Source organism: Anaerotaenia torta (assembly GCF_050433395.1).
Lineage (GTDB): Bacteria > Bacillota > Clostridia > Lachnospirales > Lachnospiraceae > Mobilitalea > Mobilitalea torta.
The window spans coordinates 377,328-395,741 of record NZ_JBNPXH010000001.1 but is presented as its reverse complement, the minus strand read 5'-3'; the positions used below and the strand labels follow the sequence as shown (position 1 = coordinate 395,741).

16 protein-coding genes are annotated in these 18,414 nt (G+C 49.2%); all 16 read right to left on the bottom strand.

The annotated features are described in order from the left end of the window. Position 1 precedes the first annotated feature (1 nt). Positions 2 to 949, bottom strand: coding sequence for a transketolase family protein (locus tag HNQ56_RS01690; RefSeq protein WP_429142129.1), 948 nt, complete (start codon positions 947 to 949; stop codon positions 2 to 4). Continuing rightward, the gene (locus HNQ56_RS01685) at positions 946 to 1,767 is read right to left on the bottom strand and encodes a transketolase (RefSeq protein WP_429142127.1); all 822 of its coding nucleotides are present in this window, start codon (positions 1,765 to 1,767) and stop codon (positions 946 to 948) included. Before HNQ56_RS01685 ends, HNQ56_RS01690 begins: the two co-directional genes overlap by 4 nt. Positions 1,768 to 1,813: 46 nt before the next feature. Continuing rightward, positions 1,814 to 2,650, bottom strand: a complete 837-nt coding sequence (locus HNQ56_RS01680) for a TIM barrel protein (protein ID WP_429142125.1) — start codon at positions 2,648 to 2,650, stop codon at positions 1,814 to 1,816. Then, a complete protein-coding gene (gene rpiB, locus HNQ56_RS01675) occupies positions 2,647 to 3,153 on the bottom strand; it encodes a ribose 5-phosphate isomerase B (RefSeq protein WP_429142123.1) in 507 nt (168 codons plus the stop codon). Before rpiB ends, HNQ56_RS01680 begins: the two co-directional genes overlap by 4 nt. A gap of 48 nt (positions 3,154 to 3,201) precedes the next feature. Further along, the gene (locus HNQ56_RS01670) at positions 3,202 to 5,079 is read right to left on the bottom strand and encodes a heparinase II/III family protein (protein WP_429142121.1); all 1,878 of its coding nucleotides are present in this window, start codon (positions 5,077 to 5,079) and stop codon (positions 3,202 to 3,204) included. Between the two features lie 40 nt (positions 5,080 to 5,119). Then, a complete protein-coding gene (locus tag HNQ56_RS01665; protein ID WP_429142120.1) occupies positions 5,120 to 6,715 on the bottom strand; it encodes an alpha-amylase family protein in 1,596 nt (531 codons plus the stop codon). 100 nt (positions 6,716 to 6,815) lie between these two features. Next, the gene (locus HNQ56_RS01660) at positions 6,816 to 7,808 is read right to left on the bottom strand and encodes an aldo/keto reductase (RefSeq protein ID WP_429142118.1); all 993 of its coding nucleotides are present in this window, start codon (positions 7,806 to 7,808) and stop codon (positions 6,816 to 6,818) included. A 48-nt stretch (positions 7,809 to 7,856) separates the two neighbouring features. Continuing rightward, positions 7,857 to 8,819 carry an acetylxylan esterase gene (locus HNQ56_RS01655; protein WP_429142116.1) on the bottom strand — a complete coding sequence of 321 codons (963 nt, stop codon included), beginning with the start codon at positions 8,817 to 8,819 and terminating at the stop codon, positions 7,857 to 7,859. A gap of 359 nt (positions 8,820 to 9,178) precedes the next feature. Beyond that, a complete protein-coding gene (locus HNQ56_RS01650) occupies positions 9,179 to 9,631 on the bottom strand; it encodes a hypothetical protein (protein WP_429142114.1) in 453 nt (150 codons plus the stop codon). A gap of 274 nt (positions 9,632 to 9,905) precedes the next feature. Beyond that, a complete protein-coding gene (locus HNQ56_RS01645) occupies positions 9,906 to 10,109 on the bottom strand; it encodes a hypothetical protein (protein WP_429142112.1) in 204 nt (67 codons plus the stop codon). A gap of 130 nt (positions 10,110 to 10,239) precedes the next feature. Beyond that, entirely contained in the window at positions 10,240 to 11,937 is a 1,698-nt protein-coding gene (locus HNQ56_RS01640; protein ID WP_429142110.1) for a type 2 periplasmic-binding domain-containing protein, read from the bottom strand. A gap of 73 nt (positions 11,938 to 12,010) precedes the next feature. After that, a complete protein-coding gene (locus HNQ56_RS01635) occupies positions 12,011 to 12,907 on the bottom strand; it encodes a carbohydrate ABC transporter permease (RefSeq protein ID WP_429142108.1) in 897 nt (298 codons plus the stop codon). Positions 12,908 to 12,919: 12 nt separating this feature from the next. Beyond that, positions 12,920 to 13,888 (bottom strand): ABC transporter permease, encoded by a 969-nt coding sequence (locus tag HNQ56_RS01630; RefSeq protein ID WP_429142106.1) that lies wholly within the window; start codon positions 13,886 to 13,888, stop codon positions 12,920 to 12,922. 151 nt (positions 13,889 to 14,039) lie between these two features. Further along, positions 14,040 to 15,872 (bottom strand): sensor histidine kinase, encoded by a 1,833-nt coding sequence (locus HNQ56_RS01625; RefSeq protein WP_429142104.1) that lies wholly within the window; start codon positions 15,870 to 15,872, stop codon positions 14,040 to 14,042. Positions 15,873 to 15,889: 17 nt separating this feature from the next. Next, positions 15,890 to 17,323, bottom strand: a complete 1,434-nt coding sequence (locus HNQ56_RS01620; protein ID WP_429142102.1) for a response regulator transcription factor — start codon at positions 17,321 to 17,323, stop codon at positions 15,890 to 15,892. 49 nt (positions 17,324 to 17,372) lie between these two features. Further along, positions 17,373 to 18,299 carry a glycoside hydrolase family 130 protein gene (locus HNQ56_RS01615; protein ID WP_429142100.1) on the bottom strand — a complete coding sequence of 309 codons (927 nt, stop codon included), beginning with the start codon at positions 18,297 to 18,299 and terminating at the stop codon, positions 17,373 to 17,375. Positions 18,300 to 18,414: the final 115 nt, after the last annotated feature.

Here is an 18,414-nt window from a genome sequence, read left to right as displayed (position 1 = left end):
TTTACACTCCAATCTTATTCTCTAATAATTCCTGTGCCGCCTCTATTATATCAGATGCCGTCATCCTGTATCGTTTCAGCAATTCCGGATAGGGGCCGCTTTCTCCGAAGGTATCCTCAATTCCTACCCGCCTCAGCCTGGCTCCGGAGGAAAGGGAAAGACTTTCCGCAATCACTCCTCCAAGCCCGCCCAGTATGGAATGCTCCTCTATACTGACTATTGCACCTGTTTTATTTGCATACTGCAATAATAATTCCTGGTCAAAGGGCTTCAGGGTCGGGAATTCCAGTACCGCCGCGTCGATTCCCAATACGGCCAGCTCCTTTGCCGCTTCCAGCGCGGAAGAAAGGAGGGTGCCGCATACCGCCAGGGTAATCTCGCCTCCCGCCTTTATCACCCTCCCCTTTCCGATCGGAAACGCTTCTTCTCCCTTGTGCAGGGAGCCCGCCATATCTCTGGAGAGCCTTAGGTAGACCGGCCCTTCGTGGGCAAGCATGGCCCGAACCGCTCCCCGGGTAGTCTCCCTGTCCGAGGGAACCAGAACCGTCATATTCGGCATCGCCCTCATCACCGCCAGATCCATCACCGATTGGTGGCTGGCTCCGTCGGCAAAATCGGAGAACCCGGCATATCCTCCGGCCAGCTTTACATTCAGCCGGTTATAGGCGATCAGGCTTCTTATAGGATCTCCTGCCCGCAGTGTCATAAGAAATGCAAAGGTTGAGGCCACCGGAAGCAATCCGGCGGCTGCCATTCCTGCTGCCGCGCTCACCATATTGGCTTCCGCTATTCCAAAATTATAGAAGCGCTCCGGATATTGCTGTCCGAATAACCTGGTCTGGGTACTGCTGGACACATCGGCGTCCAGAACCACCAAACGCTCATATTCAGCCGCCAGCTCACACAGAGCTTCTCCGAATACGGTTCTCATGGGTTTTGCTTCCATCATAGGATCCCCCCTTTCAGCTCTTTCACAGCCTGCAGATATTCTGCCTCATGAATGGGCTTTCCATGCCAGGCGGACTGTCCTTCCATGAAGGAGATGCCTTTGCCTTTTATCGTTTCCGCAATTACCGCGGCAGGCCCCTCCCAGGCAAGAGCCTCGTCAAAGGCCTCCGCCAAGGACTCCGCCCTGTGCCCGTCACAGCAGATGGCATGAATGCCGAAGGCCCGCAGCTTTGTCTCCAGATCGCCCATCGGCATGACCTCCTCCACTGTTCCGTCCAGCTGCACCCGGTTTCTGTCTATGATAAGGATCAGATTGTCAAGTCTCCATTTGGCGGCTGCCATAAAGCCTTCCCAGTTCTGTCCCTCCTCCAGCTCCCCGTCCCCGCAGAGGACGAAGGTCCTGTAGCTTTTTCCAAGCCTCTTTGCTGCCAGCGCCATGCCCACTCCTACGGATATTCCCATTCCCAGGGAGCCGGTTGACATCTCGATGCCCGGAAGCTTGAACATGCAGGGATGCCCCTGGAGCACACTGTCCAGCTGTCTCAGGGTATTTAAATGCCCGGCGGCAAAATATCCCAGGCCGGCAAGGACGGCATAAAGCGCCGGCGCGGCATGCCCCTTGCTCAGAATGAACCTGTCCCGGTCTTCCCAATCCGGGTCTTCCGGTCTGATATTCATTACCCGGTAATACAGAACGGTCAATATCTCCGCGCAGGATAAGCTTCCGCCGGAGTGTCCGCTCCCCGCCCTGTATATCATATCAATCACAGAAAGCCTCAATTCCTGTGCCGTCCTCTGAAGCTGTTCCATCGTCCTCATATTCCGTCCCTTCCTTCCCTTCCTGCCCTTCAGTTCCCGCCCTATGTTAAAGAGCATGCATGCTCTTATTATATCTGTCCAGCCGCCCAAGAATATACCGGGCCGCCTGTTCGGCTGCCTGATCCGGGTCAGGTAACGGCAGAATCTCAATGGCTGCCCAGCCGTCATAGCTTATCTGTCCCAGGGCATCAAATACTTCATCAAAATCAATATGCCCCAGGCCGGGTGCCAGCCGGTTGGAATCCGCAAAATGGATATATTTAATATGCTTCCCATTTTGTATAATGCTTTTTCCGATTCTGTCTTCTTCGATATTCATATGGAACAGATCCGGCATCAGCCCCACATTCCCTCTCTGTAATTCTGAGAGGATCCCGGCACCTTCCTTCAGGCTGTTGATAAAATTAATTTCATACCGGTTGACAGGCTCAAGGATCATGGTGACTCCATGCCGGCCGGCTGTTTCGCTGATTCTTCGCGCGGTATCGATGAAAAGCCTTTGTGCTTCCTCCCAGGTCTGCCCTTCTCCTACGAAGCCCCTTGCTCTTCCGATATTCACCATTTTCCCAAAATCCTTTGCCAGGCTGATCAAGCCCTCAAATACCTTCACTGCCTCCTCTCGTACAGTTCTGTCCGGATGTGTGAAATACAAGCCCAGGCAGGAAAATACCTGTCCCGTGCTGATACAGCTGACCTCCATTCCGCTCTGTGTCAGCCACCGGTACAGCTTATCCGAATCTATATCCGCAGCGGATTTTAAAGCCAGCTCTACCCCTTGATATCCGTACCGGGAAGCCTTCTTAATGGATTCTTCAAATCCCCTCCACACCACAAAGGCGGAAGAAGAAGCCTCCTTCGATGCAATGGCCACCGACAGCTTCATATCCTGTCCTCCCTGTCCTTTAAACCCGGCTCAGCCGGGATATCGATATTGCATAGAAGCTCTTCCGCCTCTGCAATCATTCCAAGGGAGATGTCATGCCTTCCTCCTTCATATTCTGCCGTAAGCCATGCCTCCAGTATATCGATGGCCTCCAGCACACCGGTTATCTTGCCTCCCAGGCACAGAAGGTTGGAATTATTGTGCTTTCTTGTCATCTTTCCCATATAGGTGCTGGTGCAGAGGGACGCCCTTACCCCCTTATACTTATTGGCGATAATACTCATTCCGATTCCCGTGGAGCATATTAATATCCCCCGGTCCGTCTCTCCCCGGGACACGGCCCCGGCAACCTGCACGCCGTAATAGGGATACCTTACGATTTCGGCAGAATCACTGCCCACGTCCATATATTCAATTTCTTTTTCCTCCAGATATCTCAGGATGGCAAGCTTTAATTCATAGCCTCCGTGGTCATTTCCGATCCATATTTTTGATTGTTCCATCTATAATCCTCCCTGTCTCTTATCCATCGTGATCCGGTATACATACGCTTAAGATAAAGCGCTTTCCTGTATGGTAAGCGTAATATAATCGGACCGGACATAAATTTTTATCCGGTATATATTATGCTTCCAGGCCTGCTGCAGTCTTGGGTCGGTAATGGGAATTTCCTCATATTCCATGGATGCATTCCCGTCCACCCTGATATCGCCCAGGTCTCCGACGGTGATTATATTCCGGCGGATCACCGGTTTTTCATAGGTCATCAGGGTCAGCATACACCGGCCCCGTTCCGGTTTCTCCCGATACCGGAACCTGTCTTCCACTGTTATACTGCCTTCCTTTACCAGAGTGATCTTCCGCCGGTAGCTTTCGATATCCGCTTCTCTCGGATATGCCGCCGCAATGTCCATGGAAAGGGATGCCGTATCCTCCTTAAGCTCCGCCTCCACCTCCGTTGCATAATAGTTCCTGCCGCCGGACTGCATCACCCCATTGATGGTGGGCAGGTTATGATAGGCGGACTGCATGGTCCAGATCTCGTAACGCTGGGGAGAGAAGGTCTTCCCGGAATAGGTTTCCACGCCCACATCGATCAGGAAGGGCTTTCCGTCCTTGTATACAATAAAGCTTCCGGTATCGTTGTGATTGTGGCTGTCACCGTTATGGCCCGCCTTGGCGGCGAGAAAATAGCGGGAATCACTTGCCAGGAAGACTCCGGCACTTTCATAGTAGATATCCTTATGTTCTATGGCCCCTTCGGTAGGATAGGCCTCCATCTCGTCATTGGCAAACAGGGATTGTACCCGGTAAAAGAGATTCAACTCCTCCGAAAGTATCTTATCTCCGGCTGCCTTGTATTCCAGGGCTGCCAGCTTCATCATGCCGGGATATCCAATCCGTTTTCCGAACAGGAACTCCCTGGCGCCGCAGCGTCCGGCAACTGCCGAGCAGTCCGCAAAATTAACATAATAGATATCCTCCACATGAACATTGCAGATATAGGAAGCGATATTCCTGATCTTTGCCGCCTGATAGAAATCAAATTCCCTCTCTGTTACCCGGTTCAGCACCTCCATGGAGTTAAACAGGCACAGGCCCGCATGGCGGTAATATACGGCCCCTTCGTCGCAGCAGCCGTCCTCGCCGTAGCCTTCCAGAAAATAATCAATGCTTTTGGCTGCCTTCTCAAGCACCTGCCTGCATATGCTGTCCCAGCTTATTGCGTTTGACGGGGCAATGGGCGCCCCGGTTTTAAGCCTGGAAGGCTTGGAGGCCAATAGGAATACCGTCAGCAATACATTCTGGGTACACCATATGGTCCAGTTATTGGTGACCTCCCCCTTTCCTCCCATCCATCCGAAATGGCAGTTGAGAAAAGGGCGGATGATACGGTGCAGCAGCTCCTTCTCGATCCGGATGCAGATCAGTTCGGAGACCCGGTCCAGCCTTTCCTTCATCAGGTAATACAGCATAGCCAGCTGCGCACCCGTCTCACAGGCGAACAGATCCAGGACCGGGCGGTCCGTGTCCGGCAAAGGATATACTCCCGGCTTGCCGTCATAGTAATTATGTGCCGGAAGCTGCCAGCCGCTTTCCTCACACAGAAAGAATATTCCGTCAAGGATGGCATCCAGGAATCTTCCCCGGTCCTCAAGGCACTCGGCCAGTACATAGGTGTTCAGATATCTCCGCCTTGTTTTATAATTGTCCTCAAACCGTATCCGGTTGCCGGTTCTGCTGTAATCCATATACAGAACAGCCGGGGTTGGCGGATAAGGATGCTGAAGGTTTTCTTCCGCCAATGCCACCAGCTCTTTCTTTCTCGCTGCATTTACGGCTTCCCAGCCGTCACGGTCCCCTATGGCAGGATACGGTTCAAATCCCTTAATTCGAAGCTCCTTTGGGACTGCTTTTTCATAGAACATAATCCTCTTCTCTCCCCTCCTGCTTAACGATTGGATCCTATTAATCCACATATGACTCCGTTTTCAGCTTGTCATCCCATTCATAGCGGATCGCCTCGTCCCCTATGAGCCAGTATTCGGGAACCGTGGTGCCGAACCAGTCAAGGGGGCTGGCAGGAGCATGCGGCACAGCCGCATACCGGAAGGCCTCCGTAATAGCCGCCTCCACTTCCTCCGTAGCCATGGACTGATCCAGGGATACAAACAGCGGAGTCCCGCTTTTCGCCAGAAGCTCCAGCCATTGCCGGTTTTTCTCCCAGGGAATCTGCTTCGTTATCCCCACGCAATCCCCATCCACATGGTAGAACCGGTTATGCTGGGGCATACGGAAGGCCAGGGTGTTCACCCCCATCTTTCTGGTACGCTCCCAGTTCTGTCCGCTGGTATCATCTCCGGTGCGCTGGAGATGAACATATCCGGCAGCCAGATGCCCCATGGTATTGCATCCGATGATATAAGCGCCCTTCCCCCCTTCACAGACAGCCTGGTAGAACAGCTTAAGCGCCTGGGCCGTGGTTTTGGACCTGTCCGCGAAGCGGTATTCCCGGTTTGTGGTGATTTTGCCGCCCATCTGAAATCCCCACTGTCTGTCAAAATAATCATAGGTAGAAAAGTCGTGCTTGATCAATTCATAGCCCCAGCCTACAAACCGCTCCATATCCCCGCGGATCAGCTCCAGTACCTGGGGCACCGTGGGATCTAAGACGGCAGGAAACAGATAATAATCCTTCGGCAGGGACTGCAGGGTCCTGGATGGACGGCACCAAAGTCCCGGACGTACTCCGGTATCCTTCATACGCTGTGCCAGACGCTTCATATCCGGGAACCTGTAATTTCCCTTCCCGTAAGGCCCTCCGGCAGCAATATCTTCGTTGATGCCGCAGGCCTGCCAGCCCGCGTCGATTACCATAAAGGGCCTGTTCGCATTTCCCCGGGCATATCTGGCGATTCGGGCACTGTCCTCCAATATCTGCTCCTCACTGCTGTCACCGTAGGCATTGTACCAGTTATTCCCCCCATAGACGGGCTCTGACGGGAAGATCCCGTTATCGCACATCCTCCCGCAGAAACGGCCGGCAAAGTCAAATACCTGCCCGCCTTCCTCCTTCCTAAATACCACAGTGGCAACCTCCAGGGTGTCTTTGAGCTCCACACCGAAGCTGCCGCAGCGTACATCCATATGCAGGGAAATATCCGAATTACCGGTCTGCCAGAAGCAGAGGGCATTAGCCCCTGTCTTTATTCCGATTCCGTAGAGGCTCTCCCTGTCCGCCAGATAAAAATACCAGGGCATAATGCGTTCCGGGTTCCGGCTCCGCCACTCCAGATCGCCGTAGCCCCGTTCCCAAGCATCTCCGAGAAGCCTGGCTTCCTCTCCGATAACCGCATCCCAGCGAAATATGATTCTTTTCACCGGCTGTATGGCAGACAGTTCAATTCGCAGCCCGTCCTGCGTCCTGTCCACGGATACCCCGGCACCCGGAACGGCAAAGACCGTTGCCTTATTCTCCGTCCGGGCCCTGTGCCACCCGCTGTCCGTCTGCAGCAGCACATAGTCCGGCAGACGGTTAATTGAGATGTCTGTTGTTTTCCTCATTATAATAACCATGCCTTTCTTATGCTTGTAAATTGATTAAAGCTTATTATGGGAAAGTTCTGATCTGCCCAATCCGCTAATTCACGCTTTACCGAAGCTCTCAATCGGGATACTTTACATAAAATTCCGTCATCTGCATCCCTCTGGATGCCACCAGCAGCTCATACCATTCGTCTCTTGTAAGCTGAATTTTAAATGCATCCGTTGTATTTTTTATCCGCTTCGGATTGGTGGAACCGATCACCGGCTTTATCTTTGCCGGATGCTTCATCAGCCACGCCAGAACAACACCTTCCGGGGATACCTTTCTGTCCTTTGCGATGCGTTCTACGATTTCCCTGGTCTTATGTACCGTATCCGGTAAAGTCCGGTCAAGGGGCCTTCCGCTGTAAATCCCCTTTGCAAGAGCACCCCATGACTGGAGGCTTACCCGGTTCATCATGCAGTATTCCAGAGTCCCGATGGGAAAATCCAGATTTCGCCCGCTCCGGTTGTTAAAGCCCACCCCGCTGCTGATAAAATCCGTCTTTGACAGGCTCAGCTCCAGCTGGTTCACGGTAATCCTCCTGCCGGTACAGGCTTCTATTAATTTCATCTGATGATAATCCATATTAGATGCCCCAAGGGCACGGATTTTTTCTTTTAGAAATAATTCGTCCAATGCCGCCTTTAATTCCTGCCCATCCATAAGCGGATCGGGGCGGTGCAGCAGCAACACATCCAGATAATCTGTCCCCAGGCGCTCCAGGGTTCCTTCCACGGAATTTTTGATATGTTCGCAGGAAAAATCAAAGCGGGCTCCAAAATCCGTTCCGGTAAGCCGGATCCCCGCCTTGGACTGTATTATAATCCTCTCTCTGATCTGAGGATTCTCCTTTAAATAATGTCCGAAGACCAGATCTGATTTTCCTGCCCGGTAAACATCCGCCAGATCAAAATAATGGATACCGCATCCGATTGCCGCATCGATTGCTGTCTTTCCCAGCTCAATATCCTGAGCCGATACCGGGATATCCTCCTCCCAGCTTCCGCCAAGGCCCATAATTCCATAGATCAGGTACTGCTCCGGCAGCTGTTTTTCCATCCTCTTCATAATACCCCCTGCCTTCTTCCTTGCTTTCCTGCTCTCCACATCCCTGTCCTAATCCTCAAGTATTCCGCTTTCCTTCACAAAGCGCAGCTTTTTCTCGATATGTAACGGACCGGTTCCGTCATGGCCGTTAAAGGGATAGATTGTCATATGCTTCGGCGCCTGAATCCGGTTATAGGAAGCAAAATAGTATTTGGCCGGACAAACATCGTCCATCAGAGCCACACAGGCAAAGATCTCACATTGAATCTTATCCGCCATGTTCATGGTATCAAAATAACTCAGGGTATCATAAGCCTGCTCCAGATACTCCGGATACCGTCTCAGAAAATCCGTCACCCTTCCGAAGGTGCTCCGGGATTCCTCCACCATTTTTTCGAGATTGCTGTTGCTGGGTATATCCGCCAAAGCATACCTGGGGCGGTGATCCAGACAGCTGACCGCCATGGCAAGGGCGCCTCCCTGGCTGCCCCCTGCCACGATGATCCGGTCTTTATCGATCTCCCTGCAGGTTTCGGCAAAATCGATTGCTTTCACACAGTCCATATAGACCCCGCGGAAATAATATTCATTTTTATCTAAGATCCCTTTGACCGCCGCATTTCCCAGCCAGCCGGAGGAATATTTCCCGCTGTTGCCGGTGGCGCCTCCCTGATCCCGGCAATCCACGGACAGTACTGCCATTCCCAGATTCACCCAGGCCATAAAATCCGACGGGATTCCCATTCCTCCGCCATAGCCGTGATAATGTATCATACAAGGATATTTTTCCTTCTTTAAAAAGGACGGAACCAGATACAGGCCCTGAATCCTGGTATCATCAAAGCCATTATAGGAGATGGTATACGCCTTCACATGATCCGACGGGTAATCATAGTCCTCCCTCTTTGGATTAAGCTCGACGGATGCCGCCTGCTTTAATGTATCCTGCCAGAATTGGTCAAAATCCTCCCTCTTTGTTAAAGGGGGCAGGTATTCGTACAATTCCTTTTTTAAAGCTTCTAAACCAGACATATTTCGTTCTTCCCTTTCTTGTTATTCTATGGAATGATCCGGAACTTTATCGCTCCTATGTCCATGCCTCTTACCGCACAAATCTCCATGAAAGTGCCTTCCTGTATCCGGTCCCTCCTTCATTTACATCTTTTAATTCTTTCCGTCTTCTCCCAATCATAGCAAAGGAACGTACTTAATCATATGAAGTAAACTAAGAAGATTTTGTATCTATGTAAGGAATTATCATCCCTGCCAATATAAACGCAGTAAATGGTATCCCGCAGGCCGGACACAGAAAATACTCCGTGCCTGACCTGCAGGATACCATCTATCCTTTACGGACTGCTATCCTGCTGACCGCTTCCGTATTCTTTCCGTTACGGCCATATGGTCACATCAGCCAGCGGCCTTAAGGTTGCCAGGCTGTCCCACAGGTATACCTTCATATAATGGCCGGTGAGATCCTCCGGCAGGGTAAGTTCTACTGCCAGATCCACAACGCTGTCGCTGGTAATCTGCCTGCCGCTCAGATTAATTCCGGCACTTAAGAAGGTGGTTCCTTTCGCCAACCCTGTCACAACCCCATGATCAACAGCCGCGACGCCCGGGTTATCCACCACATATTCCACTTGTGCCCCGTCAAAGACAAGATCCAGCTGTCTGCCGGCCCCATCCACACCGGTAACCGTAAGGCCCGCGGTTTCCCCGATTGCTAATTGGTTCTTGTCCGTGCTGATATTCACCGCCTCGATGTCATCATAGCTGAAATCGTCAAGGTAGACCAGCTTCACGGCATCTGCCGTTACGATCCCGTTCGCGTTGTTTGTCAATTGTATATATCCGTTTGTTCCCTGGCTGAGCCTTTGGATGCCGAGGTTCTTCCATCCGCTTTCCAGGGGGGGCTGATTGACATAATGCTTCCATAAGAGATATCCTGTACAATACCCTTGTCCCTGGCCAGAAGCTGCTAGACCTTTCTGTTGGCAATATACTCAAGAGCCGTTTCTTTTGCCCGATCAAGAGGAACCTCCCCTCATATGCCCCGGTCCAGAATCCGGTATGATCCTCCGCTCCATACTTTTGCCTGAAATAGGCATAGGTATCCTACCTTTTCATCAGCAGCACCTGAGCGTATTCCTTTACCGTCACCGGCTCTCCGCCGATATATGCAACGATGTCACTGTCACCGATCCCGGCAAAGGCTCTGCTGCCGAACATAATAACGGAAACCAGTACTGCTCCCGCTGCCAGCAGCAATATGAGATTTTTCCAGACTGCCCGTTTCCTGCATCCACCCGACTTTTTCATGGGAATCCGCCCTCCCGTTCTCCGGTTGATTTTAAGCGAACAACCGCAACAATCAGAAGGGCGTATTGCATCCTACTTATCATGTTAGTCATACAATACGCCCTTACTATGTCCCTATTTAATTTATCAATTATTTCAATTTGGCATTCAGCTCATCCAGTGCCGGCTGAACCTCGGCAAGCTTCTGATTTACCCAGTTCGTCCAGTCAGCCGCAATGTCATTGGAGGTCATAAGCTCGGCAATCTTTGTGTATACCTCTGCTTCCAGACCTGCCGTGGCATTGGCATACGCTTCACTGTTGAAGAATTCCTTCTCCACGTCCAAAGGTATGATATTCGCCTCGGGGCCGGAATATATTTCACTGGCTTTCATAACTATGTTACGCTGCCATTCCGGATATGCCGGATTCAATAGCGCAAAGCCATCCGCTGCACAGGCAGGACGAGCCCAGGGCTGTGTTCCTGCTCCGTAAGGATTCACCAGATTCCCGGCTTCATTGGTCGTTGTCCATAAGCATACCGCCTTACCGTTGGCATCATATTCCCAATCCACGCCCTCGATACCGTAGTTGATGAAATTATAACCGTCATCCGACACCAGGAAATCGAGAATAGCTGCCCAGCGTTCTGCCTTTTCATCGGAAACCTTATAATTCAGAGCGGTCTGTGACCATTGATCCGTACCCTCCCAGGAGAGGAACTTGCCGTCAACTCCTCTCACATAGGCAACCCCCACTGTTTCCTCTACATTAACATCCGGGTTTGCATTGGTAAAATTATTAATTGTTCCGTTAAAGCCATTGGCAGTGAGATTGGAGTTTGCAGCGGCAAACAGCTTTCCTGCCGCAAAATTGTTCTTACCGTCATCGGGAGTGATCATCGGCTGATCCGACCAGATAATACCGTCATCATATAGTTTCTTTGTCGTTACAACCGCTTCCAGGCTTTCTTCCAGCGTCGGGCCCCATACCCAGCTGCCGCTTGCATCCTTGGTGAAGGTCATTAGATACGGGGAGATGGAGCCTACAATAAATTTAGGAAAGCCCCATGCCTGAGCGGTAATAATACCGATTGTCTTACCCGGTCCGTTCTTGCCGGGATCTTCTTTGATAACCGTTTCTACAAGGTGGAACCATTCGTCCCAGGTGTAGATGTCATCCTCTTTCCACAGACCTACCTGCTTCGCCCAGTCTTTTCTGTAGAGATAGCCCAGGGGATTAACATATTTATACTTTGACGAATCCTTGTAAGCCGGCCATGCATAGATCTTTCCGTCAACTTCAAATTTCTTTCCTGTTGTCATATTATCAAAACGCATTTTTAAATTCTCATAATTCGCCAGATCCGGATACGGCTTAAACAGCCCGGCTTCCACGAACTCCAGATACTCCCCGTAACGTGTGGGTGCAATATCCAGCATAATAAGATCCGGTGCGGAATCGGAATTGAGCCACATCCGTGTCTGGTCAATATAGTTGGACCAGGTTAAAGGCCAAAAATCAAAATCCACATTGAATTTCTCCTTCAGCCACTCAAGATTGGCTGCCGGCTGCCCGTCATTGGTTAAGCCCGCTGTCTCGGCTCCGATCACGCTCATGGAAAAGGTTATTTTCTCTGCGTAGGGATTCTCTTCTTCCTTATCTGCATCTGCCGTCTTATCATCCCCAGCTTTGTCATCCCCGCTTTGGTTTGCCGCGCTCGTCGGTGCCGCGGTGCCTCCTTTGTTATCCTCCCCTTTTTGCTTTGCTTCACCTGCACAGCCTGCCAGAACACTTGTCAGCATGATGGCTGTCAGCAATAAAGCAATCCATTTCCTAGTTTTTTTCATACTATACCTCCTTGATATGTTAATGAGTACCTCTATACATAAATTCCGCCCCTTTTGTGGCGGACTTTATATACTAACCTTTGACACCTCCAAGTGTCAGCCCTTTGACAAAATACCGCTGGAGAAACGGATATATAATCGCTATGGGAAATATGGTCACTAAAATTCCCGCCATCTGTATACCCGCCGGATATGCATTCGGCCTTATGGCCTCCGGTATCTGGTCCACAATACTGGTGACCGACTGGATCATATTCCGGATATGCAATTGCAGGGGCCATTTTTGCACCGACCTCATGAACAGCATTCCGTTATACCATTCATTCCAGCGGTCCACACCGTAATACAGTCCGATGGTGGCCAGCATAGGCTTTGACAAGGGCAGTGCAATGCGCAGAAGAATTGTATATTCCCCCGCTCCGTCCAGCTTCGCCGCTTCGCTGAGCTCCTCGGGTACTCCCTGAAAATAAGTGCGCATAATCATCATATTCATGATATTAATTCCCATGGGCAGGAACATGGCACCGTAATGATCGATCAATCCCAGATTTTTAATCAGTAAATACCCGGGAATTAAGCCTCCCTGGAAAAACATCGTAAATACGATCATCATATTGACTATTTTTCTTCCCGGAATCGGCTTGGATAACACGTAGGATAAGGTAACCGTAAGGAAGAGATTATACGCCACTCCCAGGATCACGACAATAATTGTTGTCCGGAACCCGTACCATAGGGTGTCCCAGCTGAATATAAATTCATAGGAGCTCAGATCAATCCCCTTGGGATATAATAAAAACGAATTACGTATGGCAACGGAATAGGGAACAATGGAGGTTAAAACACTGCTGTAAAAAGGATATATGATAATCAATGCATAAAAGCATAAAACAGCAGCCAAAATGAAATGGGGCATGTTGAACTTCTTCTTTTTCTTTCTTGTCTGTATTCTTGTCTTTTCTCCTATCATCTTCGTCACCTCCTATATCATTTTTGCTTCTTTATTAAATCTGCCGACGATATAGTTGGTCGTCAATAACAGAATACAATTGGTTATGCCCTTAAATAATCCCACCGCGGTACTCAACCCGTAATCCGCCGCCTGCAGGAAGGATATCCGGTATATATATGTATCAATAACATCCGCCACATTATATACCGTCGGATTATACATGTTGAAAATCTGGTCAAAATTGCCGTTCATCGCATGCCCGACCTGCATGATAAGCAGAATGGCGGCGGTGCCCTTAATCGAAGGCCAGGTGATATAAGCCGCGCATTGCAGGCGGTTTGCACCGTCAATCCTGGCGCTTTCGTACAGCGCGGGATCAATTCCGGTGATGGAGGCCATGTATATGATACAGGACCAGCCCGCATCCTTCCAGATGCTGGTGAAAATAATCAGTCCCCGGAATACCATTCCGTTACTCAGCCACTTTATCTGGGGGCCCCCTAACGCTTCCAGCATGCCGTTCACCGCTCCCTCGGTGGCGAAGAGGGCCAGCATGATGCCTCCGATGGTTACCCAGGAGAGGAAATGGGGCAGGGTAAAGATAACCTGCAAGCTTCTCTTTAGCTTACTGGATAATATCTCATTCAGGCCTATGGCCAAAAGAATCGGTACCGGAAATGCAATCAGCAGCTTTAAAAACGAAATGACCAGCGTATTGCGGATACTGTCCCAGAATTCGGCTCTGGCAAATAATATTGTAAAATTCTTAAATCCTACCCATTCGCTTCCGGTAATTCCCTGGCCTATTTTATAGTGTTTAAATGCTAACTGAATCCCATACATGGGCGCATAAGAAAATACGGCGAAAAACAGAACACCAAACAGCATCAGCGGGTAAAGCTTGCGGTAACGCCATATTTCATTGCGGAGCCTGCGCCTGTTTTGCAGCCGCATCTGCTTTCTTTGATCCTTTAATTCATTCCTGGCTATCACATTCATGTCGTGTCCTCCTTGTTGTACCTTAGTATAGAGGATTTCCAGCCCTATTGGAATGCGCTGAGTTAAGTAGTTTTGGTATAAAAATCAGTTTCCTGCAAAAACAACGAGAAGCGGAAAACCGCTTCTCGTTGTTTATCAAAAAGGACATCCTTTATATTTCCAACAACAGCCTGATCCTTATGGTTACCAGTGTTCCTCCGCCCTCCGGACTTTCCAGCTTCAGGCCGCATTCCCTGCCATAATGAAGCTTTATCCGCGAATTGATATTAGTAAGTCCGATACTGCTTTTGGACCGGCTGACCTCGGTGATATCCTCCGAAGCATCCCTATCCAGCGAAGCATTGATGGCCTGAAGCTTATCAGGCGGTATGCCCGCCCCATCGTCTTCAATAAAGAAGACGGCGTATTCCCCTTCCATCCGCCCCCTGACCGTCACATTCACCTTCCGCTCCGTAGCCTCCAGGCCGTGATAGACCGAATTCTCGATGATTGGCTGCAGAGACATCTTCAGCATGCTGTAGGGATACAGCCGGTTGTCCACATCCACGGTTAATATCAGCCTCTCATTATAACGGATCGCTATAATCTTATAATAATCCTCCAGGCACTCCAATTCCGTTTTGATGGTAGTGACCATGCCTCCTTTGATGCTATACCGGAAGATCTTGGACATACTCGTAGTAATTACCGGTATCTCCCTGATATTATGGATGACCGCAATCGCTCTGATGCACTCCAGGGTATTATATAGAAAATGCGGGTTGATCTGGCTCTGAAGGGTCAGCATCTCCGATTCCTTCTGCATTAATTCCTTTTCATACAGCTTGGATTGCATGTCGAATATCCGATGATTCATATGATTTATATTATCCAGCATCGCATTGATCCTGTCACTGATAATACCAAATTCATTTTTTTCCGAAACATTGACCCTGTATTTCCGATTGCCGCTGCCAATGGAATCCAGAGCATGAGTGATCTGGTCCAAAGGTCTGGTTATGCTGCTGACCATATAGACGCCAAAGCCCGTCAGGATAACTATGGATACCAGTACTACCCCTATGCCAAAGTGAAGGGTCTCAAAGGTTTCCTTATATACCTCCTCCGTAGGAACAATATTGACCGATTTCCAGCCGGTATCCGTATGCTCCTTCATCAGTACAAAGCTCTCCCGCCCCATGAATTTCATCTTCTGGATCTCCTCCTGATCTTCACTGCTTTTATGATTTTGAAGCATTGCGTCGATCTCTTCACTGATTTCAGATATGGAATAGGAGGAATTGAGGGCCATAACATATCCGTTGGCATCCGCCACCAGAACAGTAGCTCCTTCCGTAGCTGCTGTGGATTTCACGATATCCACCAGGGGCGTAGGCTTTGACCAGATGATGCAGGTCCCCAGTCTCGCTGACTCAACCTCAAATTCACCGGTCGTATAATATACCGGCGCAATATAGGCAAACCCGTTATTTCCCACCTGTACCGGCACAAAATACAGCCAGGAGGTAAAGATACTGCTCTTCAGGTTATTAATGTCATATTCCATGGTTAACTTCTTATAGGATATATAATTGAACTGAGCGGTGGTTGCGATGATTCTCTCGTTATTATCAATAAGGGCAATATCATTCAGCATCTCATTGGCATTAATAATACTTCCCATATAATTCGACAGAATATCGATCAGTTCCTTTCTGCGGTTCAGGTTCTCCTTACTGCTGTCATTATTCAGATTCAGTAATTCCTGTACATATTGATTTCCTGATACCGACTTCCCAACGGAGGAGATACGGTCCGAGACCTGGGTCAGCATGGAATTGGTCTGCATTATGGTACTATAGCAGTTGGCGGTATTTTCATCCGTCTTCTTTCGAAAGATGCTGATGTTATAGAATAACTGCGTAGATAATACGATGGTGATACAGGCGGCAAATATAACCACTAACTGCTTCCGAAGGCCCATACGTTTTATTTGTTTGATCATGCTGCCCTCCGTATCCGTCAGTTGACGTTTCTTATCGGCTTCTGCCTGTATTGGGACGGTGTCACACCATAGGTCTTTTTAAATAATTTGCTGAAATAAAAATAATCCGTATATCCTGCCTTTTCCGCCACCTCTGCAATGGTATAGGAGGTAGCGGCTAACATTCCCCTGGCACGCTCCATTCTGATTTTGTTCAAATATTCCGAATAGGTCATACCCGTGTAACGCTTAAATAAATAGCATGCATAATTCTTATTAATATAAAACATCTCGGATAAATCCTTTAATTTAAGCTGTTTATGATAATTCTTATTAAGATATTTCAGTACTTTATTAAAGTTGGCTCCTCCTGCATCCGCTTCCTCCCCCGACTCCAATTCCGTATCATCATAGCAAAATTGGACATCATTGATCAGTATCTGGTACATTGCCTCGATCCCGTCAAATTTTGTCTCCAGCTGCTGCCAGTCAAAAAGCTCCAGCGCCGTATTTTTAGACCGGTCCTGGGAATACAGCTCCACATGCATTGTAATCTGATTCCACAGGTAGCATAAATCCTCGATACCATACTCGTTTTCTGCAAACAGTTGCGGCAGCTGTTCCATCAGCTGCGCGAAATCCATCATCCTGCCTTCATTTAGCATCCTGGTGATCCTGAGAATCAAAGGAACCAGTTTGCCCGACTGCAATTCACGATACCGGTAGGTGCCGCTTTCCCTTGTGATAAACTCATCCAGTGCCGCCGCTGCCGCCTGGGTAATAAGCTTCGGAATCTGCGAAGCATTCTCCGACCACCTGCTGACTCCCAGGGTAACCGGAAACCCTCGCTGCTTCAATACCTCATATAAATCATCCTTACAGTTAAGGATGTAATAATACTTGCTGGACATCATAATTTCAATATAATCAGCCTCCTGCTGCCGCAGGAATGCCATCAGCTCCGACCGGTCCGGATCGCTCCAGACTACCACCTGATAACCGGGAAACCGGCCCGGCAGACCGTACTGCTCCGGATCAACCTGCTCCGGGTCCTCAATGATCATCTCCAGGATTCTTCTTTTCTTCTCTTCCTGCTTTTGATCCAGTCTTTTTTGCAGCCGCTCCAGCAATGAATCCGTCTGCTCTTCATCAATCGGCTTTAAGATATAATCAAAGGCTCCATGCCGGATCACTTCCTGGGCATAATCAAACTGCCCGAAACCGCTGATGACGATGACTTCCGTATCCAGGTTGTTCTTCCGAATGGAATTCAGTATGTCGATGCCGCTGATGATGGGCATACGGATATCGGTAAATACCGCGTCCGGTTTCTTCTCCAGAATCTCCTGCAATGCCTCAGTAGCAAAGGTATATGCTCCAATCACTTCCAGACCGTAATCATTCCAGTGAAAGGTTTGAATAATTCCCTTTAAGGTCCATGGTTCATCATCGATCAGAATCACTCGATACATTCTGCAGCCCCCCTCTCCATCCTATATCACCATTATAGCCTCCGGCTTGTTATCTTTCAAGGGCTGCTTCCAGCAATAAGGGGATGGAAGTATCCGCCACACACTGATACCGGTCCGACGCACCATAATATAGCTTCACACTGCCATCCTTCTCCACTATATGGGAGGATGCAAAAACCACGTTGGGCGCATGTCCGGTCAGCTCATAGGTCTCCTCGGGCGACAGGATCGGTTCCTTTCCCACCCGAATTATTCTGGAGGGGTCGGCCAGCTCCGTGAGCATTACCCCCGTATGATATAAATACTCATAGTCACAGATTGTCTGTACTCCGTGAAAGATGATCAGCCACCCCTGATCCGTCCGGATGGGGGTTCCGCAGGGCCCGATTTTACTAATTCCCCACACGCCCACCGATTCCTTTCCCGCCTTCAGAACCAGCTTATGGTCACCCCAGAATCTTAAGTCGGGAGAACTGGTCATCCATATATTCCCGATACAATTGGGACGTTCCAGAGCCATATACAGCCCGTTTATTTTTTCCGGAAACAGCACCGTATTCCGGTATCCGTATCCTGTGATAAACCCCCTCCATTCAAAATTCTCAAAGTCCTTCGTAGTCATAAGAGCCATCCGGGCTTCATCCGCATGGCAGCAAAAGGTTATGTAAAAGGTATCCTCTATCCTCGTAATCCTCGGATCATAATAGTTATCTCCAAAGATTCGGAATTCCTCCGTATCGGGCATGGGAATGATATCTCCTTTGATTCTCCAGTCATCATAGCCGTTACGGCTCACCGCCACCATAAAATAATCCCTTAAGTCATACCCTTCACAACGCAGTACCATATAATACTGATTATTATATTTTACAGCGGAGGAATTATACACTCCCCTGCAGCTGTAAGGAACCAAATCATTGGTGATAATGGGATTCCTCTCATATCTGGTTACAATTCTTTTTTTAGAATTAATCATATTCCTGTCTCCTATCCTTCTCTGCGCCGTAATATAAAACATACCCAGTTAATGATATCAGTATTATAGTGATACAGTATAGGTGGGATACTCAGCATTTTATGGAATAAAATCA